The following is a 19,693-nucleotide window of genomic DNA, read 5'->3' on the forward strand; positions in this document are numbered from 1 at the left end:
GCCGGACCGCCCGGACCGCCGCCGTCCGCTCCACCCGCTAGTGCCGTGCACCACGACCGGGCACACGGAGACGGGCCGGCGGACCGGGACCGCCGGACCCGCCGGGAAGCGCAGACCACGGCAGGCACGGCACACGCAGCACACGCAGCCCGAGCAGCAGACGCGGCAGACGCGGCAGACGCAGCGGACACAGCGGAGGGCGGGGATGCGGCGGGCGACGCGGGCTTCGGCGACGCCGCATACGGGGAGGACTCCGCGGTCCGGGCGGCGGAGCTGCTGCGGCGGGCCCTCGGCTACGCGCTGGGCACCGCGCAGCCGGTGACTCCCGCGCTGCTGGACCGGCCGACCCCCTGCGCGCGATGGAACCTGGGCAGGCTGATGGCGCACGCGGACGACTCGCTGCGGGCCGTGCACGAGGGCCTCACGGAGGGCTCCGTCGCGCTGTACCCGGAGTCCGGGAACGGTGCCGGAGGTACGGGAGGCCCGGCGGATCCGGCACGCGGCGGTGCGGCGGAGGCGGACCCCGCGGCGGCCTTCCGGCTGCGCGCCGCGCGGCTGCTGGGCGCGTGGACCCGCGACGGTCCGCGGTACCGGCCGGTCGCGGTGGCCGGCGCGCCACTGACGGCGACGGCCCTGGCCCTGACGGGCGCGGTGGAGATCGCGGTGCACGGGTGGGACATCGCCCGGGCCACCGGCCGGACCGCATGCCCCGTTCCCGCGCCGCTGGCGGCCCGGCTCCTGCCGGTCGCCCGGCACCTGGTGCCGCACGCGGAGGCCCGGCGGCCGCTGTTCGGGCCGGAGGTACGCCTCCCGCCCGGCGCCCCGCCCGGGGATCGGCTGCTGGCCCTCCTCGGGCGCGACCCCGGGTGATCCGGGCGGCCGGGTCCGCGCCCGTGGGGTGCGCCCGGCGGGGCGCACCTCCGGGCCGCCCGGCGACCGCGCCCGGCAGCCCGGCGACAAGGGCCGGTGACGACGCGGTCCGGTGACGACGCGGTCCGGTGACAGCGCGGGCCGGTGACGGCACCGGCTCACTCGGCGAACAGGCCGCGCTCTCCGGCTCGCGCGTCGAACTCCTCCAGGCGCGCCTGCGCGTCCGGCAGCCCGTCGCACATCGCCTCCAGCAGTACCCGGCCCAGCAGCATGGGTGCGCACGCCGTGTCGAAGGCCAGGCCCGTACCGACGGCCGCGGGCAGCAGCAGGTCCTCGGTATGGGCGACCGGCGCGAAGGCGCTGTCGGCGACGGTGACGATCGACAGCCCCGCCTCCCGCGCGCTCTCCAGCGCCTCCACGGTCTCGCGCGGGTGGCGGGGCAGCGCGAAGCACAGCAGCGTCCGGGCTCCGGCGCGTACGCAGCCGTCGATGCGGTCCAGGAGCATGGAGCCGCCCTCGGTGAGCAGCCGGACATCGGGGTGGACCTTGGCCGCGAAGTACGCGAAGCCGGTCGCCTGTGCGGCGGCGGCCCGGAGTCCGAGCACGGGCAGCGGGCGGGAGGCGGCCAGCAGCGCGCCGGCGCGCTCGACCGGCGCCGGGTCCTCCAGCAGCGCGGCCAGGTGCCGCAGGTTCTCGATCTCGGCGTGCACGGCCTGCTGGTACTCGCTGAGCCCGGTGGAGCCCTCGCCCTCCGCGGCGGACTCGGCCTCCGCGGGCGGCTCGCTCTCCCGCAGGTGGCGGCGGAGCGCCGGGTAGCCGTCGAAGCCGAGCGCCACCGCGAACCGGGTGACGGAGGGCTGGCTGACTCCGGCCAGCTCGGCGAGTTCGACGCTGGAGAGGAACGGGGCGTCGCCCGCCCTGCGGACCATGCAGTGCGCGATACGGCGCTGGGTGGGGGTCAGCCGGTGCCCTTCGAAGAGCTTCAGCAATCGCGCGCTCGCGCTGCCCATCCCGCACCTCTCATTCAACCCGCTCCTCCCCTGCATAACCCTATGCAGCAGCGGCCGCCCCGGGCAAGACGGAGCCGCCGGGGACGCCCAAAGGCGGGTACCGCAGTCGGGGCCCTCTCCGCGACGAAGGGGGGCTAGCACCACTGCCCGGCCCCCGGCGCGGCCGTAGGCTGATGGACATGAGCGGAGCCGACCATGAGCTGAGGAAAGAACTCGACGCGACGTTGCAGACGCGCCGGGAGCTGGGTCCCGAGTACGAGAACGAACTGCTCGACTCGTTCCTCGAAAAGGTGGAGCAGCGACTCGACACCGTGGTCGACAAGCGGGTGCGGCGCCGGATGGCGGAGGAGCAGATGGTCGCCGCCCGGGGCAGCAGCGTCGGCGCCGCACCGCAGCCGCGGCCCGCGTCCGGCCTGCCGGACGGGCTCGGCGCCCGGCTGGGCCTGGCGGTGGCCTCCCTGGTGCTGGCGATCCCGCTCTCCGCGATCGCGGTGGCCAACGCGGGCCTGACCGGCCTGGTCACCTGCTGGGCGGGCATCGTCGCGGTGAACGGCCTGCAGGCCAGCCGCTCCTGGTTCACCCGCGGCGGCGGCAACCGCACCTCCGACCTCGACTGAGCCCGTACCCGGCCCAGGACCCGCCGACACCCCGCGGACAGCAGGACCCCGCGGACCACAGGCCCCCGCGGACAGCACTCGGCATTCGCGGACAGCGGCGGCCCCGCGCCGGGCCGCCCCGGACTGCCCGGGGCCGGAACGGCCCGGGCAATCCGGGGCGGGCGGAACGCCGCCGGTCACCGGAGACTCGGCAACCCGCACGCACGAGCCGACGACCCGCGCGCACGAGTCGGCAACCCGCGAGCACGAGCCGGCAGCCCGCGCCCGCGCGTCAGCGGCCCTCGTGCGCGAGGCGTCAGCGGCCCTCGTGCGCGAGGAAGGCCAGCAGGTCCTGACGGCTCACGACGCCGCTCGGCTTGCCCTCCGCGAGGACGACCGCCGCGTCGGCACCTTCCAGCACGGCCATCAGGTCGGCCACGCTCTCCCCGGCGCCCACGTGCGGCAGGGGCGCGCTCATGTGCTTCTCCAGCGGGTCCCCGAGGGAGGCGCGCTGCGCGAACAGCGCGTCGAGCAGCTCGCGTTCGACTACGGATCCGATCACCTCGGCGGCCATCACGTCCGGGTGCCCGGCGCCGCGCTTGACCACGGGCATCTGCGAGACGCCGTACTCACGCAGCACCTCGATGGCCTCGCCCACCTTCTCCTCCGGGTGCATGTGCACCAGCGAGGGGATGGGGCCCTCCTTGAAGCGCAGTACCTCGCCGACCCGGGCGCCGGTGTTGCCGCCCTCCTCCAGGAAGCCGTAGTCGTTCATCCACTCGTCGTTGAAGATCTTGCTCAGGTAGCCGCGCCCGCCGTCCGGCAGCAGCACGACCACCACGTCGTCCGGGCCGAGCCGCTTGGCCACCTCCAGCGCGCCGACCACGGCCATCCCGCAGGACCCGCCGACCAGCAGCCCCTCCTCCTTGGCCAGCCGCCGGGTCATCTGGAAGGAGTCCTTGTCCGAGACGGCCACGATCTCGTCGGTGACGCCGCGGTCGTAGGCGTCCGGCCAGAAGTCCTCGCCCACGCCCTCGACGAGGTAGGGACGGCCCGAACCGCCGGAGTAGACGGAGCCCTCGGGGTCGGCGCCCACGATCCGGACCCGGCCGTCGCTGACTTCCTTCAGATAGCGGCCGGTGCCGCTGATGGTGCCGCCGGTGCCGATGCCCGCCACGAAGTGGGTGATCCGGCCGTCGGTCTGCTCCCACAGCTCAGGGCCGGTCGACTCGTAGTGCGAGCGGGGGTTGTTGAGGTTGCTGTACTGGTCGGGCTTCCAGGCGCCCGGGGTTTCGCGCACAAGCCTGTCGGAAACGTTGTAGTAAGAGTCGGGATGTTCGGGATCGACGGCCGTGGGGCAGACCACGACCTCGGCTCCGTAGGCCCGCAGCACATTGATCTTGTCCATGGAGACCTTGTCGGGGCAGACGAAGAGGCACCGGTACCCCTTCTGCTGCGCCACGATGGCCAGTCCGACACCGGTGTTGCCCGAGGTGGGCTCCACGATCACCCCGCCGGGCCGCAGCTCGCCGGACTGCTCTGCCGCCTCGATCATGCGCAGCGCGATCCGGTCCTTCACGGAACCGCCTGGATTGAAGTACTCGACCTTGGCAAGGACGGTGGCCTGGATACCGTCCGTGACACTGTTGAGCTTGAGCAGCGGGGTGTTGCCGACAAGCTCGATCATCGACTCGTGATACTGCACCGTGGTCTCCGCGCGTAGTCGTGGTCGCAGGGCCGCGGGGTCGCGAGCCCGTCCCGACACCTTATGGGGCAACACGTGCACACCCCAGGTGCGTTGCAGGGCGGGCCGCACGGGGCAACACAGTCTTGGAGGTCGCGGACCCCCGGCGTTCGGACAACAGCGCGCACACCGGCGCACAACAGCCCCCGAACGCACAGGATCAGGCGCCCGCTCCCCCACGAACGGACGCACCACTACATGAGCCCATGATCGGGAACTCGGGAGGCGGAAGAGGACAATGCCGATGTCGAAGGCGTCGAGCGCGAGAGTAGCCCGGCGAATCGCGACCGCGGCCGCCTATGGAGGCGGCGGACTCGGCCTGGTCGGTGGAGCGGCGGTCGGGCTGCTCTTCACCGAACTTCAACTGGCGAAACACCATATCGGCGGCTCCGACGACGAGCCGCCCAAGGCCGACGGCTCGTACGGCAGCGCCTTCGGGAGGCTCTACGACGGGCAGCCGCTGCGTCTCGCCTTCCTCGGCGACTCCACCGCGGCGGGCCAGGGCGTGCACCGGCCCCGCCAGACCCCCGGGGCACTGCTCGCCTCGGCGCTCGCGGCGGTCGCCGAACGCCCTGTCGAACTGCGCAACGTGGCCCTCTCCGGTGCCATGTCCGACGACCTGGAGCGGCAGATCACCCTGCTGCTGAGCGAACGGGACCTGGCCGAGGCGCCGGACGTGTGCGTCATCATGGTCGGCGCCAACGACGTGACCCACCGGATGTCCCCGGCACGCTCGGTCCGCCATCTCTCGGACGCGGTGGCACGACTGCGGACGGCGGGCTGCGAGGTGGTCGTCGGCACCTGCCCGGACCTGGGCAGTGTCGAGCCGGTCGGGCAGCCGCTGCGCTGGATCGCCCGGCGGCTCTCGCGCCAACTGGCCGCGGCCCAGACCATCGCCGTGGTCGAGGAGGGCGGCCGCACGGTCTCGCTGGGCGATCTGCTCGGCCCGGAGTTCTCCGCGAACCCGCGCGAACTGTTCGGACCCGACAACTACCACCCCTCGGCCGAGGGGTACGCCACGGCGGCCATGGCCGTACTGCCGACCCTGTGCGCGGCACTGGGCCTGTGGCCGGTGGAGGACGAGCGGCCGGACGCGCGGCGGCGCGAGAGCATCCTCCCGGTGGCGCGCGCCGCCGCGGAGGCCGCTGCCGAGGGCGGTACGGAGGTCGCCGGGATGCGCGGCCCCTGGGCCCTCCTCAAGCACAGGCGCCGGCGCCGGCTGCCGCCTCCCGAGGAAGCGGGACCCAGGTACGCGGAGGACCGCGCCGAGGACGTCGCCGAGAACCGCTGACCCGGTCGGCACCCGCGCCGGGATCGCACGGGGGCCGGGGTGGGGCCGACGGGAGCCTCGGACCGACGGGCACCCGGATCGGGTCGGCAGGCGCCCGGATCGAGCCGGCAGGGGACCTGAACCGGGGCCGGGAAGACGGGGGCCGGAAAGACCGAGGCCGGGAAGACGGGGCCGGGGATCGGAAGCCGGGGACGGGACCACGGGATTCCCGGACCCCCGGGCACCCCGGGCACCGGCCACGCGGCGGTGGCCACACGGCAGGGGCCACGCGGCGGTGGCCACACGGCAGTGCCCGCGGGGAGCACCGACCGATCGCGGAGCCTTGACCGCGAGACGGAAAAAGCGAACGCTTAGAAGAGGCCCGCATCACATCCCCGGGACCGTGACCCGCACCCTACGGGCGGGTAGCTTCCGCTGCGTAGCCACTCGCCGACCCTCTCTGGAGCCCTGATGCCTGAAGCAGTGATCGTCTCCGCCGCCCGCTCCCCCATCGGCCGCGCCTTCAAGGGCTCCCTCAAGGACGTCCGCCCGGACGACCTGACCGCCGAGATCGTCAAGACGGCGCTGGCCAAGGTCCCGGAACTGGACCCGACGGACATCGACGACCTGATGCTGGGCTGCGGACTGCCCGGCGGTGAGCAGGGCCACAACCTCGGGCGCGTCGTCGCCGTCCAGTTGGGCATGGACCACCTGCCGGGCTGCACCATCACCCGGTACTGCTCCTCGTCCCTGCAGACGACCCGGATGGCGCTGCACGCGATCAAGGCGGGCGAGGGCGATGTGTTCATCTCGGCGGGCGTCGAGGCCGTCTCCCGCTCGGTCAAGGGCTCCTCGGACGGGATGCCGGACACCCACAACCCGCTCTTCGCCGAGGCCGAGGCCCGCACCGCGGCCCGCGCCGAGCAGGGCGGCGAGGGGTGGACCGACCCGCGCGCGGAGGCGGGCGTCCCGGACGTCTACATGGCCATGGGCCAGACCGCGGAGAACCTGGCCCGCCACAAGGGCGTCACGCGGCGTGAGATGGACGAGTTCGGCGTACGCTCGCAGAACCTCGCCGAGAAGGCTCTCGCGGACGGCTTCTGGGAGCGCGAGATCACCCCCGTCACCACCCCGGACGGCACGGTCGTCAGCAAGGACGACGGGCCGCGCGCGGGCGTCACGCTGGAGGGCGTCGAGGGGCTCAAGCCCGTCTTCCGCCCCGACGGCCTGATCACCGCGGGCAACTGCTGCCCGCTCAACGACGGCGCCGCCGCGCTCGTCGTGATGTCCGACACCAAGGCGCGGGAGCTGGGTCTGACGCCGCTGGCCCGGATCGTCTCCACGGGGGTCTCCGGGCTCTCGCCCGAGATCATGGGCTACGGCCCCGTCGAGGCCAGCAAGCAGGCTCTGGCCCGCGCCGGCATGTCGATCGGCGACATCGACCTGGTGGAGATCAACGAGGCGTTCGCGGCTCAGGTCATCCCCTCCTACCAGGACCTCGGCATCGACCTGGACAAGCTCAACGTCAACGGCGGCGCCATCGCGGTGGGCCACCCGTTCGGCATGACCGGGGCCCGCATCACCACCACGCTGCTCAACTCGCTCCAGTGGCACGACAAGCAGTTCGGCCTGGAGACCATGTGCGTGGGCGGCGGCCAGGGCATGGCCATGGTGCTGGAGCGGCTCGCCTGAGCCCCGCTGGGCGGACCGCCGCCGGGACGCGCCGCGGCGGTCCCGGCGGCGGTTCCGGCCTTCCGCCCGGCGACCGCGCCGGGCTCCGGCGCCCGGCACGCTGAGGCCGCCGGGCGCCGGGTATACAGCGGCGAGACCGAAGCGCCCCCAGGATGTGACATATGCCCTGGAGGCGCGGTGTTCCCGCAGGTCGTGGCGGTACGCGCCCAGCCGGCTCCGGACTCCCCCTGTCCAATTCGACGGGATTTGCACTACGGTCGAAGAACCTTGAACAACCTTCGGGCCGACGCTGTTGTAGGAATACAGCGCTGTAGTAGGAATTCAAGGGGCAACGACCGGGGGGAACCGCATCAGGGGACCGAACCGGAACCGGGAGTCAAGTCAGTGAGCGCCATATCCCTCATCCTGCTGTGTGCGGCGACCACGGCCACCGCGCTGGGCGGTGCGGCACTGCACACGGCGCGCGGCCTGCGCGGCCAGTTGACGGCGCTGCGCGCCCAACTGGAGACAGCACCGGCGGCGGCCCCGGACGCCGCGCTCCCGCGGGCCCGGGACGCGGCCCATGGGGAAGGCGGCGAGGCCGCCTCCGACACGCTCTCGGCGAGGACCGACGCGTTCTCGCAGGAGATCCGTACCGCCGTCGCCGCCGCGCTGGCCGACGAGCGCGAGCGGGAACTCGCCGAGGCCCGCGCCTTCTGGGCCGCCCAGGAGGCGCGCGGCGCGGGCTCCGGAGCGGGCTCGCTGCTGGCCGGGCACGGCACGGAGTACGCGTACGAGGTCGAGGCGGACGGCCTCGCCGAGGAACTCGACGCGCTGCTGGAGGGCGACACCGGCGGACTGTGCATCCCCCGCCAGCCGGGACCCGAGGACGCAGACGACGCAGACGGCACCGATTTCGCGGACTACGCGGACGACGCGGACCTGGCTCTCGAACTGGACGTGGCCCCCTACACCCGCGCGGACGACGAGCGGGGCGTGGAGGAGTACCGCGGCACCGCCGAGGGGCTCTGCTTCCGCGACGGGGACACCGCAGCGGAGGCCGAGTCCCCGGGCCTGGCCGCGGCCCGCCGCCGCCACCCGTCCCAGCCGGACTACACCCTCGACGGCGAGCCGGTCGTGCCCGGTCCCGCACCGGCGCCCGCGACCCCCACCGTCACCTACCACGAGCGCACCGTCGAGCGGCTGACCGAACTCGCCGACGCGCGCACCCCGCTGGCCGATGTGCGCCCGGGCCCGCTCGGCACGCTGGACGTCTACGTCTTCGAGGACGGTACGACGGTGTGCCTGGCGCCGGGCCACCGCGCGACGAGCGAGGCGCTGGCCGACGGCGTACGACGCGGTCAGGCCCCGGTGCTGATGGGCGGCTCCGGCATCGCCGGCTCCTACGCGCTCACCTTCGCCTTCCCCGACGGCAGCACCGCCTACCTGCTGGCGGACCGCGTCATCACGCCCCTCTAGCACCCCGCGCGGTGCCGCCCCGCGGGGACAGCGGTGAGCTCTCCAGCAACTGGAGGGCTTCCCGCAGCGCGGGCTCCGCGAGGTGGGCGGGCACCGTCCGCAGGGCCGCGACCACGTCGTGTCCCGCGACGGCGAGTTGATCGCCGACGGCGAAGACACCGGCGTCCGGCAGCACCCGCGACATCCCGCCCTCGGGGAATTCGAGACGCTGGGCCAGCAGGGCCAACTCCCGTGCGAGCACGAGCCCGTCCGCGGCGGCACCCCGCTCCAGGGCGCTCTGCGGCAGGCTGCGCAGCCGGTCGGCGAACCGTTCGACGGCGTCGGTCAGGGGGCGGGTGTCGGGCCGGAGCACGCCCCCAGCATATGCGCCACTGCGCCGCCCCGGGCTCTCCGCACTGTTGCCAACGCCCGCGCGCTCAGGCAACGTGTCGGCAAGGACTCACTGCAGAAGCGTCCGGAGGCGCCGATGTCCCAAGTCTTCTCCGAAGAGACCCACCGGAACATGCTGTCCCGCATTCCCCAGTGCACTGGTCGTGAAGTCTCCGAATGGCTCCACGCGGTCGACGAGGGCCCTGCCCTGCTCCGTTTCGAGGAGAAGGTGAGCTGGCTCCGCGGTGAGCACAACCTCGCCTATGGGCACGCCAAAGCGATCATCCACGAACACGACCTGCGGCGCGCCGCGCGCCACCGCTAGGCAGGGCCTCGTTCCCCGGCCTGGACAGACGAAGCGAAGACCCTAGGACACGAAAGAGAGCGCAGTACGCGAAGGACGCGGACACGCCGAGGGCCCGGGAGGTGGTGCACCTCCCGGGCCCTCGATCGGTCCGCCGCGTCTGCGGCTCCGGCTGCCGCCGGTGCCGCTCAGTCGCCTTGCAGAATGGCGATCAGGCGCAGGAACTCCAGGTAGATCCACACCAGGGTCAGCGTCAGCCCGAAGGCGGCGAGCCACGCCTCCTCCTTGGGAGCGCCGTAGGCGATGCCGTCCTCGACCTGCTTGAAGTCCAGTGCCAGGAAGAGCGCGCCGAGCACGACGCCGACCACGCCGAAGAGGATGCCCAGGCCGCCGCTGCGGAAGCCGAGCCCGTCACCGCCGCCGAAGACGGCGAAGAGCATGTTGACGGCCATGAGCAGCACGAAGCCGATCGCGGCGGCCATCACGAACCGGTAGAACCGCTGGGTGACGCGGATGACACGGGTCTTGTAGAGCACCAGGACGGCGGTGAAGACCGCCAGCGTGCCGAGCACCGCCTGCATGGCGGCGCCGTCCACGAACTGGTTGACGAAGTTGCTCAGCGCGCCGAGGAAGAGGCCCTCGAATGCGGCGTACGCCAGGATCAGCGCGGGCGACGCCTTGCGCTTGAACACCTGCACGAACGACAACACCATGGCGATGAGCCCGGCACCGACGGCGAGCGGCAGCGACAGCCCGGTGATCCAGGCGACGGCTGCCATCGCGATGACGAGGCCGAGGGTCATTCCCGTCCGGGCGACGACGTCGTCGATCGTCATCCGTCCGGCGGACGGCGGTGCGGCCGGGGGCGCGTACGGCTGGCCGGGGGCCTGGGGCTGCTGGCCGTACGGGTTTCCGGCGTAGGGGTTCGTCGCGTACGGGTTCCCGGCCTGCGGCGGCTGCTGCTGAGCGTCGAAACCGGCATAGCCGTTGTTGCGGCTGAACCCCCGTCGCGAGAAGACCGGGTTACTACTCCTCATCTCACTCCTCCATGGCCACACTGCGCGGCCTTGCCGTCCAGCGTAATGCGTTAGCAAAAACAGCACGCTAGTGCAGAGTCAAGAACGAAGGAAAGCTGTCGATTGTTCCACTTCCCTCACAGATCCCCGACCTCACCCGGGCGGGTGCGCGCGAGGGTCCGGCACGCCGCTGGCGCACACCCGGCGGGTCAGGAGCGCAGCAGGAGCACGAGACCGGCCAGGACGGCGCCCAGCGCCAGTGCCGCCGCGCCGTGGACGAGCCGGTGCGGACGGGGCAGCGGCAGCACCCGGTCGGCCGCCAGCCGGCCGGGGCCGGTGAGGGCGAGCGCCGCGGCCGCGGCGGTGAGCAGCAGTTCGTACTCCACGCCCTGCGGCGCGAAGAAGCCGCCGCCCCACTTCACGGCGAGCGCGTTGAGCATGGTGCCGAACACGGCGGCGCCCGCGAGGGGGGTCAGCAGCCCCAGCGCGAGCCCGAGTCCGCCGAGTACCTCCGTGAGCCCGGCCACCAGGGCCATGGTCCGGGCAGCGGGGTAGCCGGAGGACGCGAAGAACTGCGCGGTGCCGTCGAGTCCGCCGCCCTCGAACCAGCCGAACAGCTTCTGGCTGCCGTGCGCCGCCATGGTGAGGCCGACCACGAGGCGCAGCACGAGCAGCCCGGCGTCCTGCCCGGACTGCTCGGCGGGAGCGGCCCTGGCGACCCCGGCGGCCCCGGGGCCTTCGGTGGTTCCGGTGTCCGCGGAGGTGCGGGGCGACTCGGCGGTTCGGTGGTCGCGGGACGCACCGTCGGTGGTCTCGGGAGCGTGGGGGGACGGCATGAGCGGAGCCTCCTGGGGGCGGGCCGGCCGGGGGACGGGGCCGAACGGATGGGTCAGGCGGGACAGGTTGTTCAGATTTGAATGACTGCCCGCCGACCGTAACAAGCAGGTTCGAATTTGAACAACTGAGTAGAATGGACACCATGGCCGGAACCAGGTGGCTCGATGAGCGGGAAATGGCGGCCTGGCAGGGCTTCCTGGAAGCCACCAGCCGGGTCTCCCGCCATCTGGAGCAGCAGCTCAAGGAGGACGCGGGACTCTCCCACCCGCACTACGAGATCCTCGTCCGCCTCGCCGCGGCACCCGACGGCGAAGTCCGGATGACCGACCTGGCAGAAGGACTGTTCACGTCCAAGAGCGGCCTCACCTACCAGGTGGGCCAGCTCGAGAAGCGCGGCCTGGTCGAACGGCACTCCTGCCCCACCGACGTCCGCGGCGTCCTGGCCGCCCTCACCCCGGAGGGCCGCGACGTGCTGCGCGCCGCGGCCCCCGGTCATGTGGCCGCCGTGCGGGCCGCCCTGATCGACGTGCTGGAGCCGGACGAGCTCGACGTCGTCGCCCGCGCCCTCGGCCGGGTCGGACGGCGGCTGCGGCCCCCGGCTCAGGAGACCGGCAGCTCGGACAGCGGCGGGATCAGCACCTCCTCCTCGTAGTCGAGGTGGGCCTCCAGCTCCTCCGTCATCCGGGCCAGTTCGACCCGGAAGCGGTGCGGGTCGGCCGACGGCAGCGCGGCCAGCAGCGACTCCAGCTCACCCCGGATCCGCTCGACCGTCCGGTGCTCGGCGCGCAGGCGGGCGAGGGCCGGGGCCAACCGCGGATACTTCTCCTCCAGGACCGGGAAGGCGCCCCGGTCCTCGGACGTGTGATGGACGTGCAGGGACTCGCAGAAGGCCAGGCAGTGCTGCCGGAGCTGGAGCCCGAGCGGGAGCGCCCCGGCGGCGTCCGCTCCCGGCGCGCGTGCCGCGAAGTACGCCTCCGCCTCGGCCGCCACCCGGCGCAGTTGCCCGCGCAGCCAGGTGTGCACCTCCAGCAGCTTGTCGACGAGGCCGGTGAACGGCGCGTCCGGGTACGACCGCTCCAGCCGCACCACCGGCAGCCGCCGGTCCGTCCGCGCCTGGTAGTCGGCGTATCCGGGCTGCTGCCCGGACACGTACGCGAACAGCCGTTCGCGTTCGGTCTCCTCGGCGGGCACGGCGACCGCGCCGAACGTGTCGGTCCCCACCTCCACCCGGACCATGGGATGCGCGAGAAGATTGCGATACCAGGCGGGATGCCGGTGCGCACCGCCCGCGGAGGCGACGACGAGCAGCGCGCCGTCCTCGTCGCGGACGAACCCGAGCGGCGAGGTCTGCTCCGTACCGGTACGGGCGCCGGTGGTGGTCAGCAGCAGCAGATCGCCCCCGGCGAAGGGTCCGCCGACCTGCCCGGCGTTGGCACGGAACTCCTCGACGACCGCGCGGTTGAAATCCGCGACGCGGGGCGGGGTGGACGGGACGGGTGCAGGGGTCAAGAAAACAGCTCCTCGGGAAAAGGGCCTTCGCAGGAGCACGCGTACGGCGTCGTAGGCACCCGTAGGGCGCGCATGCGCCCGTACGGGTACGCCGCGCGCACCGGGGCACCGGCGGCGCCGGACAGCCCGGTCGCGGTGCGCCCGGGCAGCGGACGGCCCGGTGGAAGAAGGACGGTGAAGAAGAGAACGGAGAGGCGCTCGCCCGGTCAGTCGGCGGCGCGGGACGGCAGCCGCGCTGCGCGCGTGCCGTCAGCTCTCACGTGTCAGACGAGCCCGGCGGTGTGTGTACCCACGATGCACTCCTCACGTCAGGGTGCCTCCATGGCGCTGCCGTACACGGCAGCAGCGACACGCGGCACGGTCGCCCATTCAACCGTCCGTTCTCCGTCGGGGCAAGGCGCTCGCGAGACCGGCCGAGTTCCGAAATCCCGGCCGAGTTCCGACGTTCCGGCCGGCTACCGCGTCCCGGCCCGCAGCGCCCCGCCCAACCGCCGCAGCCCTTCGCGGATCTCCTCCGGGGAGTGCGTGGTGAACGACAGGCGCAGCGACGCCGGGTCGGCGGGTCCCGCGAAGAACGGCGCTCCGGGGACGTACGCCACGTCCCGGGCGACCGCGTCGTGCAGCAGCTCCGTGGCGTCCGCGCCCTCCGGAAGCCGCGCCCAGACGAACATCCCGCCCTGCGGGTGGTTCCAGGTGCTGCCGGGCGGCAGCGCGGCGGCCAGCCCGCCCAGCAGTGCGTCGCGGCGCTCCCGGTAGGCGTCCCGGACCCGGGCCAGGTGCGCGTCCAGATCGTTGTCCGCCAGGTAGCGGGCGGCTGCTGCCTGGTCGACGGTCGAGCAGTGCAGGTCCAGCGACTGCTTGACGACGACGCAGGCGCGGCGCAGCGCAGCGGGCGCGCGCAGCCAGCCGAGCCGCAGTCCGGGCGCCAGCACCTTGGAGAAACTGCCGAGCAGGACCGTGCGGTCCGCCGCCTGCGGCAGCGCGGCGACCCACGGCTCGGGCTCGCCCTCGAACCGGAGTTCGCCGTACGGATCGTCCTCCACGATCCACATCCCGTACCGTGCGGCGATCTCGGCCACGGCGCGGCGGCGCTCCAGCGGGAGGGTGCGGCCGGTGGGGTTCTGGAAAGTGGGGATCAGATAGAGCAGCTTGGGCCGCTCGCGCTCCACGGCCTCCGCCAGCGCCACCGGGTCGAGGCCCGCGTCGTCGGAGCGGACGGGCACCACGCGCGCACCGGCGAAGCCGAAGCACTGCAGCGCCGCCAGATAGGTCGGATCCTCCACCAGGACGGTGTCACCCGGCTCCAGCAGCGCGGTCGCCAGCAGCGTGAGCGCCTGCTGGGAGCCGGTCGTCACCACCAGTTCGTCCGGCCCCGTCGGCAGGCCCCGCGCCGCCAGCCGCCCCGCCACCGCGGCACGCAGCGCCGGGTCCCCCTCGGTGGTCGAGTACTGCAGCACCCGGCGCGGCTCGTCGGCGAGCACCCCGTCGTAGGCGGCCCGTATCTCCTGCGCGGCGAACAGCTCGGGCGCCGGGAGCCCCCCGGCGAAGGAGATGACCTCGGGCCGCTCGGTCAGTGCCAGGATCTCCCGTACCGGGGAGGAGCCGACCGAGGCGGCGCGGGCGGCGAGCGGAGGCGCGGGGGCGGGAACCGGGCCCGCGGACGTGCTGGGAGTCATCCCCGCAGCTTAGAAGCGACGCACAGCACCTCCCCACCGGATTCCGGTATGCGGGCAGCGGCCCCGCCTCCTCCCGTTCCTCCAGCGGGCTCCGCACACCTCAGTCGGCCCGCTCACCTCCTGCGTCCTGCTCCGCCTGGATCAGCCAGAGGTGGCCGTCCGGGTCGGCGAAGGCGCCGGCGTACCCCCAGGGCCGGTGGTCCGGCTCGCTGACCGTCCGGGCTCCGGCGCGGACAGCGCGGGCGATCATCTCGTCCACCTCGCGCTCCGCGCCGACGGGGACCGCGAGGACGCACTCGCTGTGCCCGGGTGCGGCGACGGTGTGGTCACCGGTGACCCAGTCGAAGCCGTCCGCGGGGATCAGCATCAGCCGCAGCCCGTCGTTGACGACGAACCGCAGCGGCTCGGGGACGCCGTCCTCGGCGAGCTTCCCGACCGCCGCCAGACCCAGTCCGTCGCGGTAGAAGGTGTAGGCCGCCATCCGGTCGGCGACGGGCAGGCTGACGGTGACCGGTGCGAGCGTACGGCCGACGGTCATGGGTACCTCCTGGATGCATCCGGGGTCGGGTACTTCGGACCTTCCATTGCGCCCTGCCCCGCCGCCGCTGCGTGCGCGCCACACCGAGGCCGCGAATCGCCGGTCGGGGTCACGGTCACGCCGCACGGGAGCCCGCGGGCCGATATTGGGCCTGGAGTGGAAAGCGCGAACACGAGAGAGGGAGGCCCGCACGATGACGGCGGAGATGTCCGAAGGGGAGATGGAGGTGTCCGTGGAGCTGAGCGGCTGCGCCTGCGAGGACGCCGAGGCGGTCTTCCGGGTGCTGAGCGGGCTGTACCCCTCGGACTGGGCGGAGCTGCAGCCCGAGGGCCGCAAGGCCAACGTGTGGCTGTCGCGCTTCGATGTCACCCGCGACAGCGGGCGGCCGGACGCGGTGGCGCTCGGCGCGCAGGTGACGGCGGAGCTCCAGGGCACCCCGCAGGCGGTGGAGCGGCTGCACCGGGTCCTGTTGGAGGCGTTCGGCGTGGTGGAGGTGCTGGAGGTCGCCGGGGACCAGGAGAAACAGCTCCGCCTCCAACTGGAGACCCGCTGACGGCGCCCACGGTCCCGGTGCGGCGCCGCGGCACGGGGTGCGCGGCCGGTGAGCGCGGATGGCCGGACGCCACCCCGTATGAACGCGTCAGCGTCATCCTCACCTGCTCGGTGCGGACCGTCCGCGGCAGGTCACCGCAGGTCACGACAGGTGGGCAGGTGGTGCCCGGAGCCGGACTCGAACCGGCACGGCCGCCGAGGGCCAACGAGGTTTAAGCTCGTCGTGTCTGCATTCCACCATCCGGGCACCGACTCCTGGACCGCGTCGTACGCCGCCGGGCGCAGACGCCCCTCCCCAGGGCGTGGGACGAGCCTATCCAGGGTCTTCCCCTGAACAGCGGATCGACAGAGCGATGTTGTCTTATTTTATTGGCAACTGACGGGGCATCAGTGTCACATGCGCCACTTCGCAGCGGTCTCCCCCCTGCGCCCGGGTCGTCAGAAATGACGGAAAGTCGCCGGTCGGTCACGGGTGTGTACGTCCCATGTCGACCAGCGGCATATGACAAGGGGGTTTGCGGCCACGGGTGACGCGTCCGTCTCAGGGTCGGCCGTCATACCCAAGGATGACCGGCGGGCCGGGTTCTACCTCCGAAGGCTGTCCCGGAACCAAGAGCCGCGGCGGATCCCGGCGCGCGGATGGGACGGAACGATAGGGGCAGACGGAAAGTTCCGTCACTCACCATCGACGTCCGACAGGAGCCCCGCGCCGTGACGACCAGTACCCGTCAGCAGCACACCGCGGGTGGCCCGCACCCCGGAGCCCCCGCCGACCATGCGCACGGCGTCGCCGCGGCGCGCGCCACCGATCTGTCCAAGATCTACGGCCAGGGCGAGACCCAGGTCGTCGCACTCGACCGGATAACAGTCGACTTCCGGCAGGCCGAGTTCACCGCGATCATGGGCCCCTCGGGCTCCGGCAAGTCCACGCTCATGCACTGCATGGCCGGACTGGACTCGATCTCCAGCGGCAGCGCCCGCATCGGCGACACCGAGCTGACCAAGCTCAAGGACAAGAAGCTGACCCAGCTCCGGCGCGACCGCATCGGCTTCATCTTCCAGGCGTTCAACCTGCTGCCCACGCTCACCGGTCTGGAGAACATCACGCTGCCGATGGACATCGCGGGCCGCAAGCCGGACAAGGAGTGGCTGGACCGCGTCATCCGGACCGTCGGGCTCACCGACCGGCTCAAGCACCGGCCCAACCAGCTCTCCGGCGGCCAGCAGCAGCGGGTGGCCGTCGCCCGCGCCCTCGCCTCCCGCCCGGAGATCATCTTCGGTGACGAGCCGACCGGCAACCTCGACTCCCGCGCGGGTGCCGAGGTCCTCGGCTTCCTGCGCAACTCCGTGCGCGAACTGGGCCAGACCGTCGTGATGGTCACCCACGACCCGGTGGCCGCCGCCTACGCGGACCGGGTGGTCTTCCTCGCCGACGGCCGCATCGTCGACGACATGGCCGAGCCGACGGCCGACGGCGTGCTGGAGCGGATGAAGTCCTTCGACGCCAAGGCCCGGACGAGCTGAGCCGGGCGCACTCCCGGACGGCCTGAGCCGGGTGGCCTCCGCCCCGCGCTCCCGTCCCACCCTCCCACCGTCCGTCCAGCCCACTCGCAGAAGGACCCTCCAGGACTTCCTCATGCTCCGTACCGCCTTGCGCAATGTCTTCGCGCACAAGGCCCGGCTGCTGATGACCATGCTCGCCGTGCTGCTCGGCGTGGCCTTCGTCTCCGGCACCCTGGTCTTCACCTCGACCATTTCCGACGCGTTCCACAAGAGCTCCGAGAAGGGCTACGCGAACGTCGACGTCTCGATACGCCAGGACGGGAGCGACGCGCCCGAGGGCCGGGACTCGCTCTCCACGCTCGACCAGCGCACCCTCGACAAGGCGGCGGATCTGCCCGGCGCCAAGTCCGCGACCGGCGTGGTCTCCGGCTTCGCCGCGCTCTCCGACAAGGACGGCAAGCTCGTCGGCGACGGCTTCTCCTCCCAGGGCGCCAACTACTACGGCGGCCGGGACGGCAAGGGCAGCGACCCGCGCTATCCGATGAAGGACGGCGCGGCACCGCGCGCCCCCGGCCAGATCGCGCTGGACGCCAAGACCGCCGAGCGCACCGGCTACCAGGTCGGCGACACCGTCCGGATGTCGGTGAACGGCCCGGTGCGCACCGAGAAGGTCACCGGCATCTTCACCACCGACGACGGCAACGTCGCCGCGGGCGGCACCCTGGTGCTGTTCGACAACGCCACCGCGCAGAAGCTGTTCGCCAAGCCCGGTGAGTACACCGAGATCTCGATGCGGGCCGATCAGGGCGTCTCGCAGACGGAACTCAAGAAGCAGGCCGCCGGCATCCTGCCGTCCGGCACCGAGGCCGTCACCGGCAAGAAGCTCGCCGACGAGGAGTCCAAGCAGATCGAGCAGGGCATGTCGGGCATGAAGACGAGCCTGCTGGCCTTCGCCGGGATCGCGCTGTTCGTCGGCATCTTCATCATCGCCAACACCTTCACCATGCTGGTCGCGCAGCGCACCAAGGAGCTGGCGCTGCTGCGCGCGGTGGGTGCCAGCCGGCGCCAGGTCACCCGCTCGGTGCTGATCGAGGCGCTGGTCGTGGGCGCGGTCGCGGGGCTGGCCGGCATGGCGGCCGGGGTCGGCATCGGCGCCGGGCTGCGCTCCCTGGTGGGCCGGATGGGCACCATGCCCGACGGACCGCTGGTGGTCGAGCCGTCCACGGTCGTCGTCTCGCTGGTCGTCGGTGTCGTCGTCACCGTCCTGGCGGCCTGGCTGCCCGCGCGGCGCGCGGCCAAGATCCCGCCGGTCGCGGCGATGGGCAGCGTCCACGCGCCGTCGACGACCCGCTCGCTGATCGTCCGCAACACCATCGGCGCGCTGCTGTCGGCCGCCGGGGCGGCCCTGGTGCTGGCGGCGACCGAGATGGACGACGGCAAGGCCCCGATGGGCGGCGGTGCCGCGCTGCTGCTGATCGGCGTCTTCGTGCTCACCCCGCTGCTGTCCCGCCCGCTGATCGCGGCGGCGGCCCCGGTGCTGCGGCTCTTCCAGGTCAGCGGCAAGCTGGCCCGGCAGAACGCGGTGCGCAACCCGCGCCGCACGGCCGCCACCGCCTCCGCGCTGATGGTCGGGCTGACGCTGATCACGGGTCTGACGGTGATCGCCGGTGGCGTGCAGCAGGCCATCGAGAAGATGGCGTCCGGCTCGCTGAAGGCCGACTACACGGTCTCGATGGCCAACTTCACGCCGCTCTCCCCCGAGGTGGAGAAGGAGCTGTCCCGCTCGGACGAGGTCACCGCGACCTCGCCGCTGCGCAACGCGCGGTCGAAGATCGACGGCGACACCGAGTACCTGACGGGCGTCAACGGCTCCACCATCGCGCAGCTCACCTCGATCGACTTCACCGCGGGCGGCTGGTCCGGCGTCAGCAGCGGCAAGCAGGCGGTCGTGGACGAGGACACCGCGAAGGAGCGGGGCTGGAAGCCCGGGTCCCGGTTCGAGGTGACCTACCAGGACGGCGAGAAGGGCCGGTTCTCCGTCGCGGGCGTCTACCACGGCAACCAGATGATCAAGGGCATCATGGTCGACAACAAGGCCGTGACCCCGCATCTGACCAAGGTCGCCGACATGCAGGTCCTCGCCAAGACGAAGGGCGGCGCGACCGACGAGGTCAAGGAGACGCTGGAGAAGCAGCTCGGCAACAACCCGGCGGTCCTCGTGCAGGACAAGAAGGACATCTCCGACGGCATCGCACAGATGATCAACATCCTGCTGAACATGCTGTACGGGCTGCTCGCGATGGCCGTCATCGTCGCCGTCCTCGGCGTGATCAACACACTGGCCATGTCGGTCTTCGAACGCGGCCAGGAGATCGGGATGCTGCGGGCCATCGGCCTCGACCGGCGGGGGATCAAGCGGATGGTGCGGCTGGAGTCGCTCGTCATCTCGCTCTTCGGCGGCGTCCTCGGGATCGGGCTGGGCGTGTTCTTCGGCTGGGCGGCCGGTGAGCTGATCTCCGGTTCGCTGGAGACCTACTCGCTCGTCCTGCCCTGGGGACGGATGGGCGTCTTCCTCGCGCTGGCCGCGCTGGTGGGCGTCCTCGCCGCGCTGTGGCCCGCCCGGCGCGCGGCCCGGCTCAACATGCTGGAGGCCATCAAGACGGAGTGACCCGGATGCTCCCGGCCGGCCCGGGAGACCGGACCCCGCTGGTGTGCGCCCTCTCCGCTCCGGAGGGGGCGCACACATGTG

Annotated in this window: 18 protein-coding genes and 1 tRNA gene; 10 read left to right on the forward strand and 9 right to left on the reverse strand. The window is 72.6% G+C overall.

The window, feature by feature from the left end; genetic code table 11:
• Window positions 1–45: 45 nt before the first annotated feature.
• Window positions 46–870 (forward strand): TIGR03086 family metal-binding protein, encoded by an 825-nt coding sequence (locus BMX65_RS31690; RefSeq protein WP_162637699.1) that lies wholly within the window; start codon window positions 46–48, stop codon window positions 868–870.
• Window positions 871–1,028: 158 nt separating this feature from the next.
• Here the strand turns inward: BMX65_RS31690 and BMX65_RS23200 are convergent, their stop codons facing one another.
• Complete coding sequence (locus BMX65_RS23200; RefSeq protein ID WP_075002292.1) at window positions 1,029–1,880, reverse strand: MurR/RpiR family transcriptional regulator; 852 nt, start codon at window positions 1,878–1,880, stop codon at window positions 1,029–1,031.
• A gap of 179 nt (window positions 1,881–2,059) precedes the next feature.
• Here BMX65_RS23200 and BMX65_RS23205 point away from each other — a divergent pair, with 179 nt between their 5' ends.
• Window positions 2,060–2,497 (forward strand): hypothetical protein, encoded by a 438-nt coding sequence (locus BMX65_RS23205; RefSeq protein ID WP_075002408.1) that lies wholly within the window; start codon window positions 2,060–2,062, stop codon window positions 2,495–2,497.
• Between the two features lie 295 nt (window positions 2,498–2,792).
• On the opposite strand, the gene BMX65_RS23210 is transcribed toward BMX65_RS23205, so the two are convergent.
• Window positions 2,793–4,181 (reverse strand): cystathionine beta-synthase, encoded by a 1,389-nt coding sequence (locus BMX65_RS23210; protein ID WP_075002293.1) that lies wholly within the window; start codon window positions 4,179–4,181, stop codon window positions 2,793–2,795.
• A gap of 277 nt (window positions 4,182–4,458) precedes the next feature.
• Between BMX65_RS23210 and BMX65_RS23215 the strand changes: the two genes are divergently transcribed.
• The 3 genes from BMX65_RS23215 (at window position 4,459) to BMX65_RS23225 (ending at window position 8,640) form a co-directional block, all read left to right on the forward strand.
• Window positions 4,459–5,511: an SGNH/GDSL hydrolase family protein gene (locus BMX65_RS23215; RefSeq protein ID WP_075002294.1), complete on the forward strand. Its 1,053-nt coding sequence runs from the start codon at window positions 4,459–4,461 to the stop codon at window positions 5,509–5,511.
• A 450-nt stretch (window positions 5,512–5,961) separates the two neighbouring features.
• Window positions 5,962–7,182: an acetyl-CoA C-acetyltransferase gene (locus BMX65_RS23220; protein WP_075002295.1), complete on the forward strand. Its 1,221-nt coding sequence runs from the start codon at window positions 5,962–5,964 to the stop codon at window positions 7,180–7,182.
• 384 nt (window positions 7,183–7,566) lie between these two features.
• Window positions 7,567–8,640: a hypothetical protein gene (locus BMX65_RS23225; RefSeq protein ID WP_075002296.1), complete on the forward strand. Its 1,074-nt coding sequence runs from the start codon at window positions 7,567–7,569 to the stop codon at window positions 8,638–8,640.
• On the opposite strand, the gene BMX65_RS23230 is transcribed toward BMX65_RS23225, so the two are convergent.
• Window positions 8,627–8,992 (reverse strand): hypothetical protein, encoded by a 366-nt coding sequence (locus tag BMX65_RS23230; protein ID WP_075002297.1) that lies wholly within the window; start codon window positions 8,990–8,992, stop codon window positions 8,627–8,629. The two genes, BMX65_RS23225 and BMX65_RS23230, sit on opposite strands and share 14 nt — an antisense overlap.
• Window positions 8,993–9,106: 114 nt before the next feature.
• On the opposite strand from BMX65_RS23230, the gene BMX65_RS23235 reads away from it, so the two are divergent.
• Window positions 9,107–9,334 (forward strand): DUF4287 domain-containing protein, encoded by a 228-nt coding sequence (locus tag BMX65_RS23235; protein ID WP_019356940.1) that lies wholly within the window; start codon window positions 9,107–9,109, stop codon window positions 9,332–9,334.
• Window positions 9,335–9,501: 167 nt separating this feature from the next.
• Here the strand turns inward: BMX65_RS23235 and BMX65_RS23240 are convergent, their stop codons facing one another.
• Window positions 9,502–10,350 carry a Bax inhibitor-1/YccA family protein gene (locus tag BMX65_RS23240; RefSeq protein ID WP_075002298.1) on the reverse strand — a complete coding sequence of 283 codons (849 nt, stop codon included), beginning with the start codon at window positions 10,348–10,350 and terminating at the stop codon, window positions 9,502–9,504.
• A 188-nt stretch (window positions 10,351–10,538) separates the two neighbouring features.
• Window positions 10,539–11,165: a DoxX family protein gene (locus BMX65_RS23245; RefSeq protein WP_075002299.1), complete on the reverse strand. Its 627-nt coding sequence runs from the start codon at window positions 11,163–11,165 to the stop codon at window positions 10,539–10,541.
• Window positions 11,166–11,308: 143 nt separating this feature from the next.
• On the opposite strand from BMX65_RS23245, the gene BMX65_RS23250 reads away from it, so the two are divergent.
• Window positions 11,309–11,818, forward strand: a complete 510-nt coding sequence (locus BMX65_RS23250) for a MarR family winged helix-turn-helix transcriptional regulator (protein ID WP_075002409.1) — start codon at window positions 11,309–11,311, stop codon at window positions 11,816–11,818.
• Here BMX65_RS23250 and BMX65_RS23255 read toward each other — a convergent pair.
• The 3 genes from BMX65_RS23255 to BMX65_RS23265 form a co-directional block, all read right to left on the reverse strand.
• Window positions 11,767–12,675: a nitroreductase/quinone reductase family protein gene (locus BMX65_RS23255; protein ID WP_075002300.1), complete on the reverse strand. Its 909-nt coding sequence runs from the start codon at window positions 12,673–12,675 to the stop codon at window positions 11,767–11,769. The two genes, BMX65_RS23250 and BMX65_RS23255, sit on opposite strands and share 52 nt — an antisense overlap.
• Before the next feature lie 455 nt (window positions 12,676–13,130).
• A complete protein-coding gene (locus tag BMX65_RS23260; protein WP_075002301.1) occupies window positions 13,131–14,351 on the reverse strand; it encodes an aminotransferase-like domain-containing protein in 1,221 nt (406 codons plus the stop codon).
• 100 nt (window positions 14,352–14,451) lie between these two features.
• Window positions 14,452–14,889 (reverse strand): VOC family protein, encoded by a 438-nt coding sequence (locus BMX65_RS23265; protein ID WP_075002302.1) that lies wholly within the window; start codon window positions 14,887–14,889, stop codon window positions 14,452–14,454.
• Between the two features lie 193 nt (window positions 14,890–15,082).
• Here BMX65_RS23265 and BMX65_RS23270 point away from each other — a divergent pair, with 193 nt between their 5' ends.
• A complete protein-coding gene (locus BMX65_RS23270) occupies window positions 15,083–15,442 on the forward strand; it encodes a hypothetical protein (RefSeq protein ID WP_075002303.1) in 360 nt (119 codons plus the stop codon).
• Window positions 15,443–15,601: 159 nt separating this feature from the next.
• Here the strand turns inward: BMX65_RS23270 and BMX65_RS23275 are convergent.
• Window positions 15,602–15,688: transfer RNA gene (locus BMX65_RS23275), tRNA-Leu, on the reverse strand.
• A gap of 464 nt (window positions 15,689–16,152) precedes the next feature.
• On the opposite strand from BMX65_RS23275, the gene BMX65_RS23280 reads away from it, so the two are divergent.
• Complete coding sequence (locus BMX65_RS23280; protein WP_177214332.1) at window positions 16,153–16,965, forward strand: ABC transporter ATP-binding protein; 813 nt, start codon at window positions 16,153–16,155, stop codon at window positions 16,963–16,965.
• 112 nt (window positions 16,966–17,077) lie between these two features.
• The gene (locus tag BMX65_RS23285; RefSeq protein WP_075002304.1) at window positions 17,078–19,612 is read left to right on the forward strand and encodes an ABC transporter permease; all 2,535 of its coding nucleotides are present in this window, start codon (window positions 17,078–17,080) and stop codon (window positions 19,610–19,612) included.
• The last annotated feature ends 81 nt before the right edge of the window (window positions 19,613–19,693 follow it).

Source organism: Streptomyces qinglanensis (assembly GCF_900111245.1).
In the GTDB taxonomy this organism is placed as follows: domain Bacteria; phylum Actinomycetota; class Actinomycetes; order Streptomycetales; family Streptomycetaceae; genus Streptomyces; species Streptomyces qinglanensis.

Coding starts and splice junctions, on each gene's coding strand:
- BMX65_RS23235 (WP_019356940.1), top strand. CDS start 9,107: ATGTCCCAAGTCTTCTCCGAAGAGACCCACCGGAACATGCTGTCCCGC.
- BMX65_RS23270 (WP_075002303.1), top strand. CDS start 15,083: ATGACGGCGGAGATGTCCGAAGGGGAGATGGAGGTGTCCGTGGAGCTG.
- BMX65_RS23250 (WP_075002409.1), top strand. CDS start 11,309: ATGGCCGGAACCAGGTGGCTCGATGAGCGGGAAATGGCGGCCTGGCAG.
- BMX65_RS23200 (WP_075002292.1), bottom strand. CDS start 1,880: ATGGGCAGCGCGAGCGCGCGATTGCTGAAGCTCTTCGAAGGGCACCGG.
- BMX65_RS23245 (WP_075002299.1), bottom strand. CDS start 11,165: ATGCCGTCCCCCCACGCTCCCGAGACCACCGACGGTGCGTCCCGCGAC.
- BMX65_RS23220 (WP_075002295.1), top strand. CDS start 5,962: ATGCCTGAAGCAGTGATCGTCTCCGCCGCCCGCTCCCCCATCGGCCGC.
- BMX65_RS23285 (WP_075002304.1), top strand. CDS start 17,078: ATGCTCCGTACCGCCTTGCGCAATGTCTTCGCGCACAAGGCCCGGCTG.
- BMX65_RS23260 (WP_075002301.1), bottom strand. CDS start 14,351: ATGACTCCCAGCACGTCCGCGGGCCCGGTTCCCGCCCCCGCGCCTCCG.
- BMX65_RS23205 (WP_075002408.1), top strand. CDS start 2,060: ATGAGCGGAGCCGACCATGAGCTGAGGAAAGAACTCGACGCGACGTTG.
- BMX65_RS23240 (WP_075002298.1), bottom strand. CDS start 10,350: ATGAGGAGTAGTAACCCGGTCTTCTCGCGACGGGGGTTCAGCCGCAAC.
- BMX65_RS23215 (WP_075002294.1), top strand. CDS start 4,459: ATGCCGATGTCGAAGGCGTCGAGCGCGAGAGTAGCCCGGCGAATCGCG.
- BMX65_RS23265 (WP_075002302.1), bottom strand. CDS start 14,889: ATGACCGTCGGCCGTACGCTCGCACCGGTCACCGTCAGCCTGCCCGTC.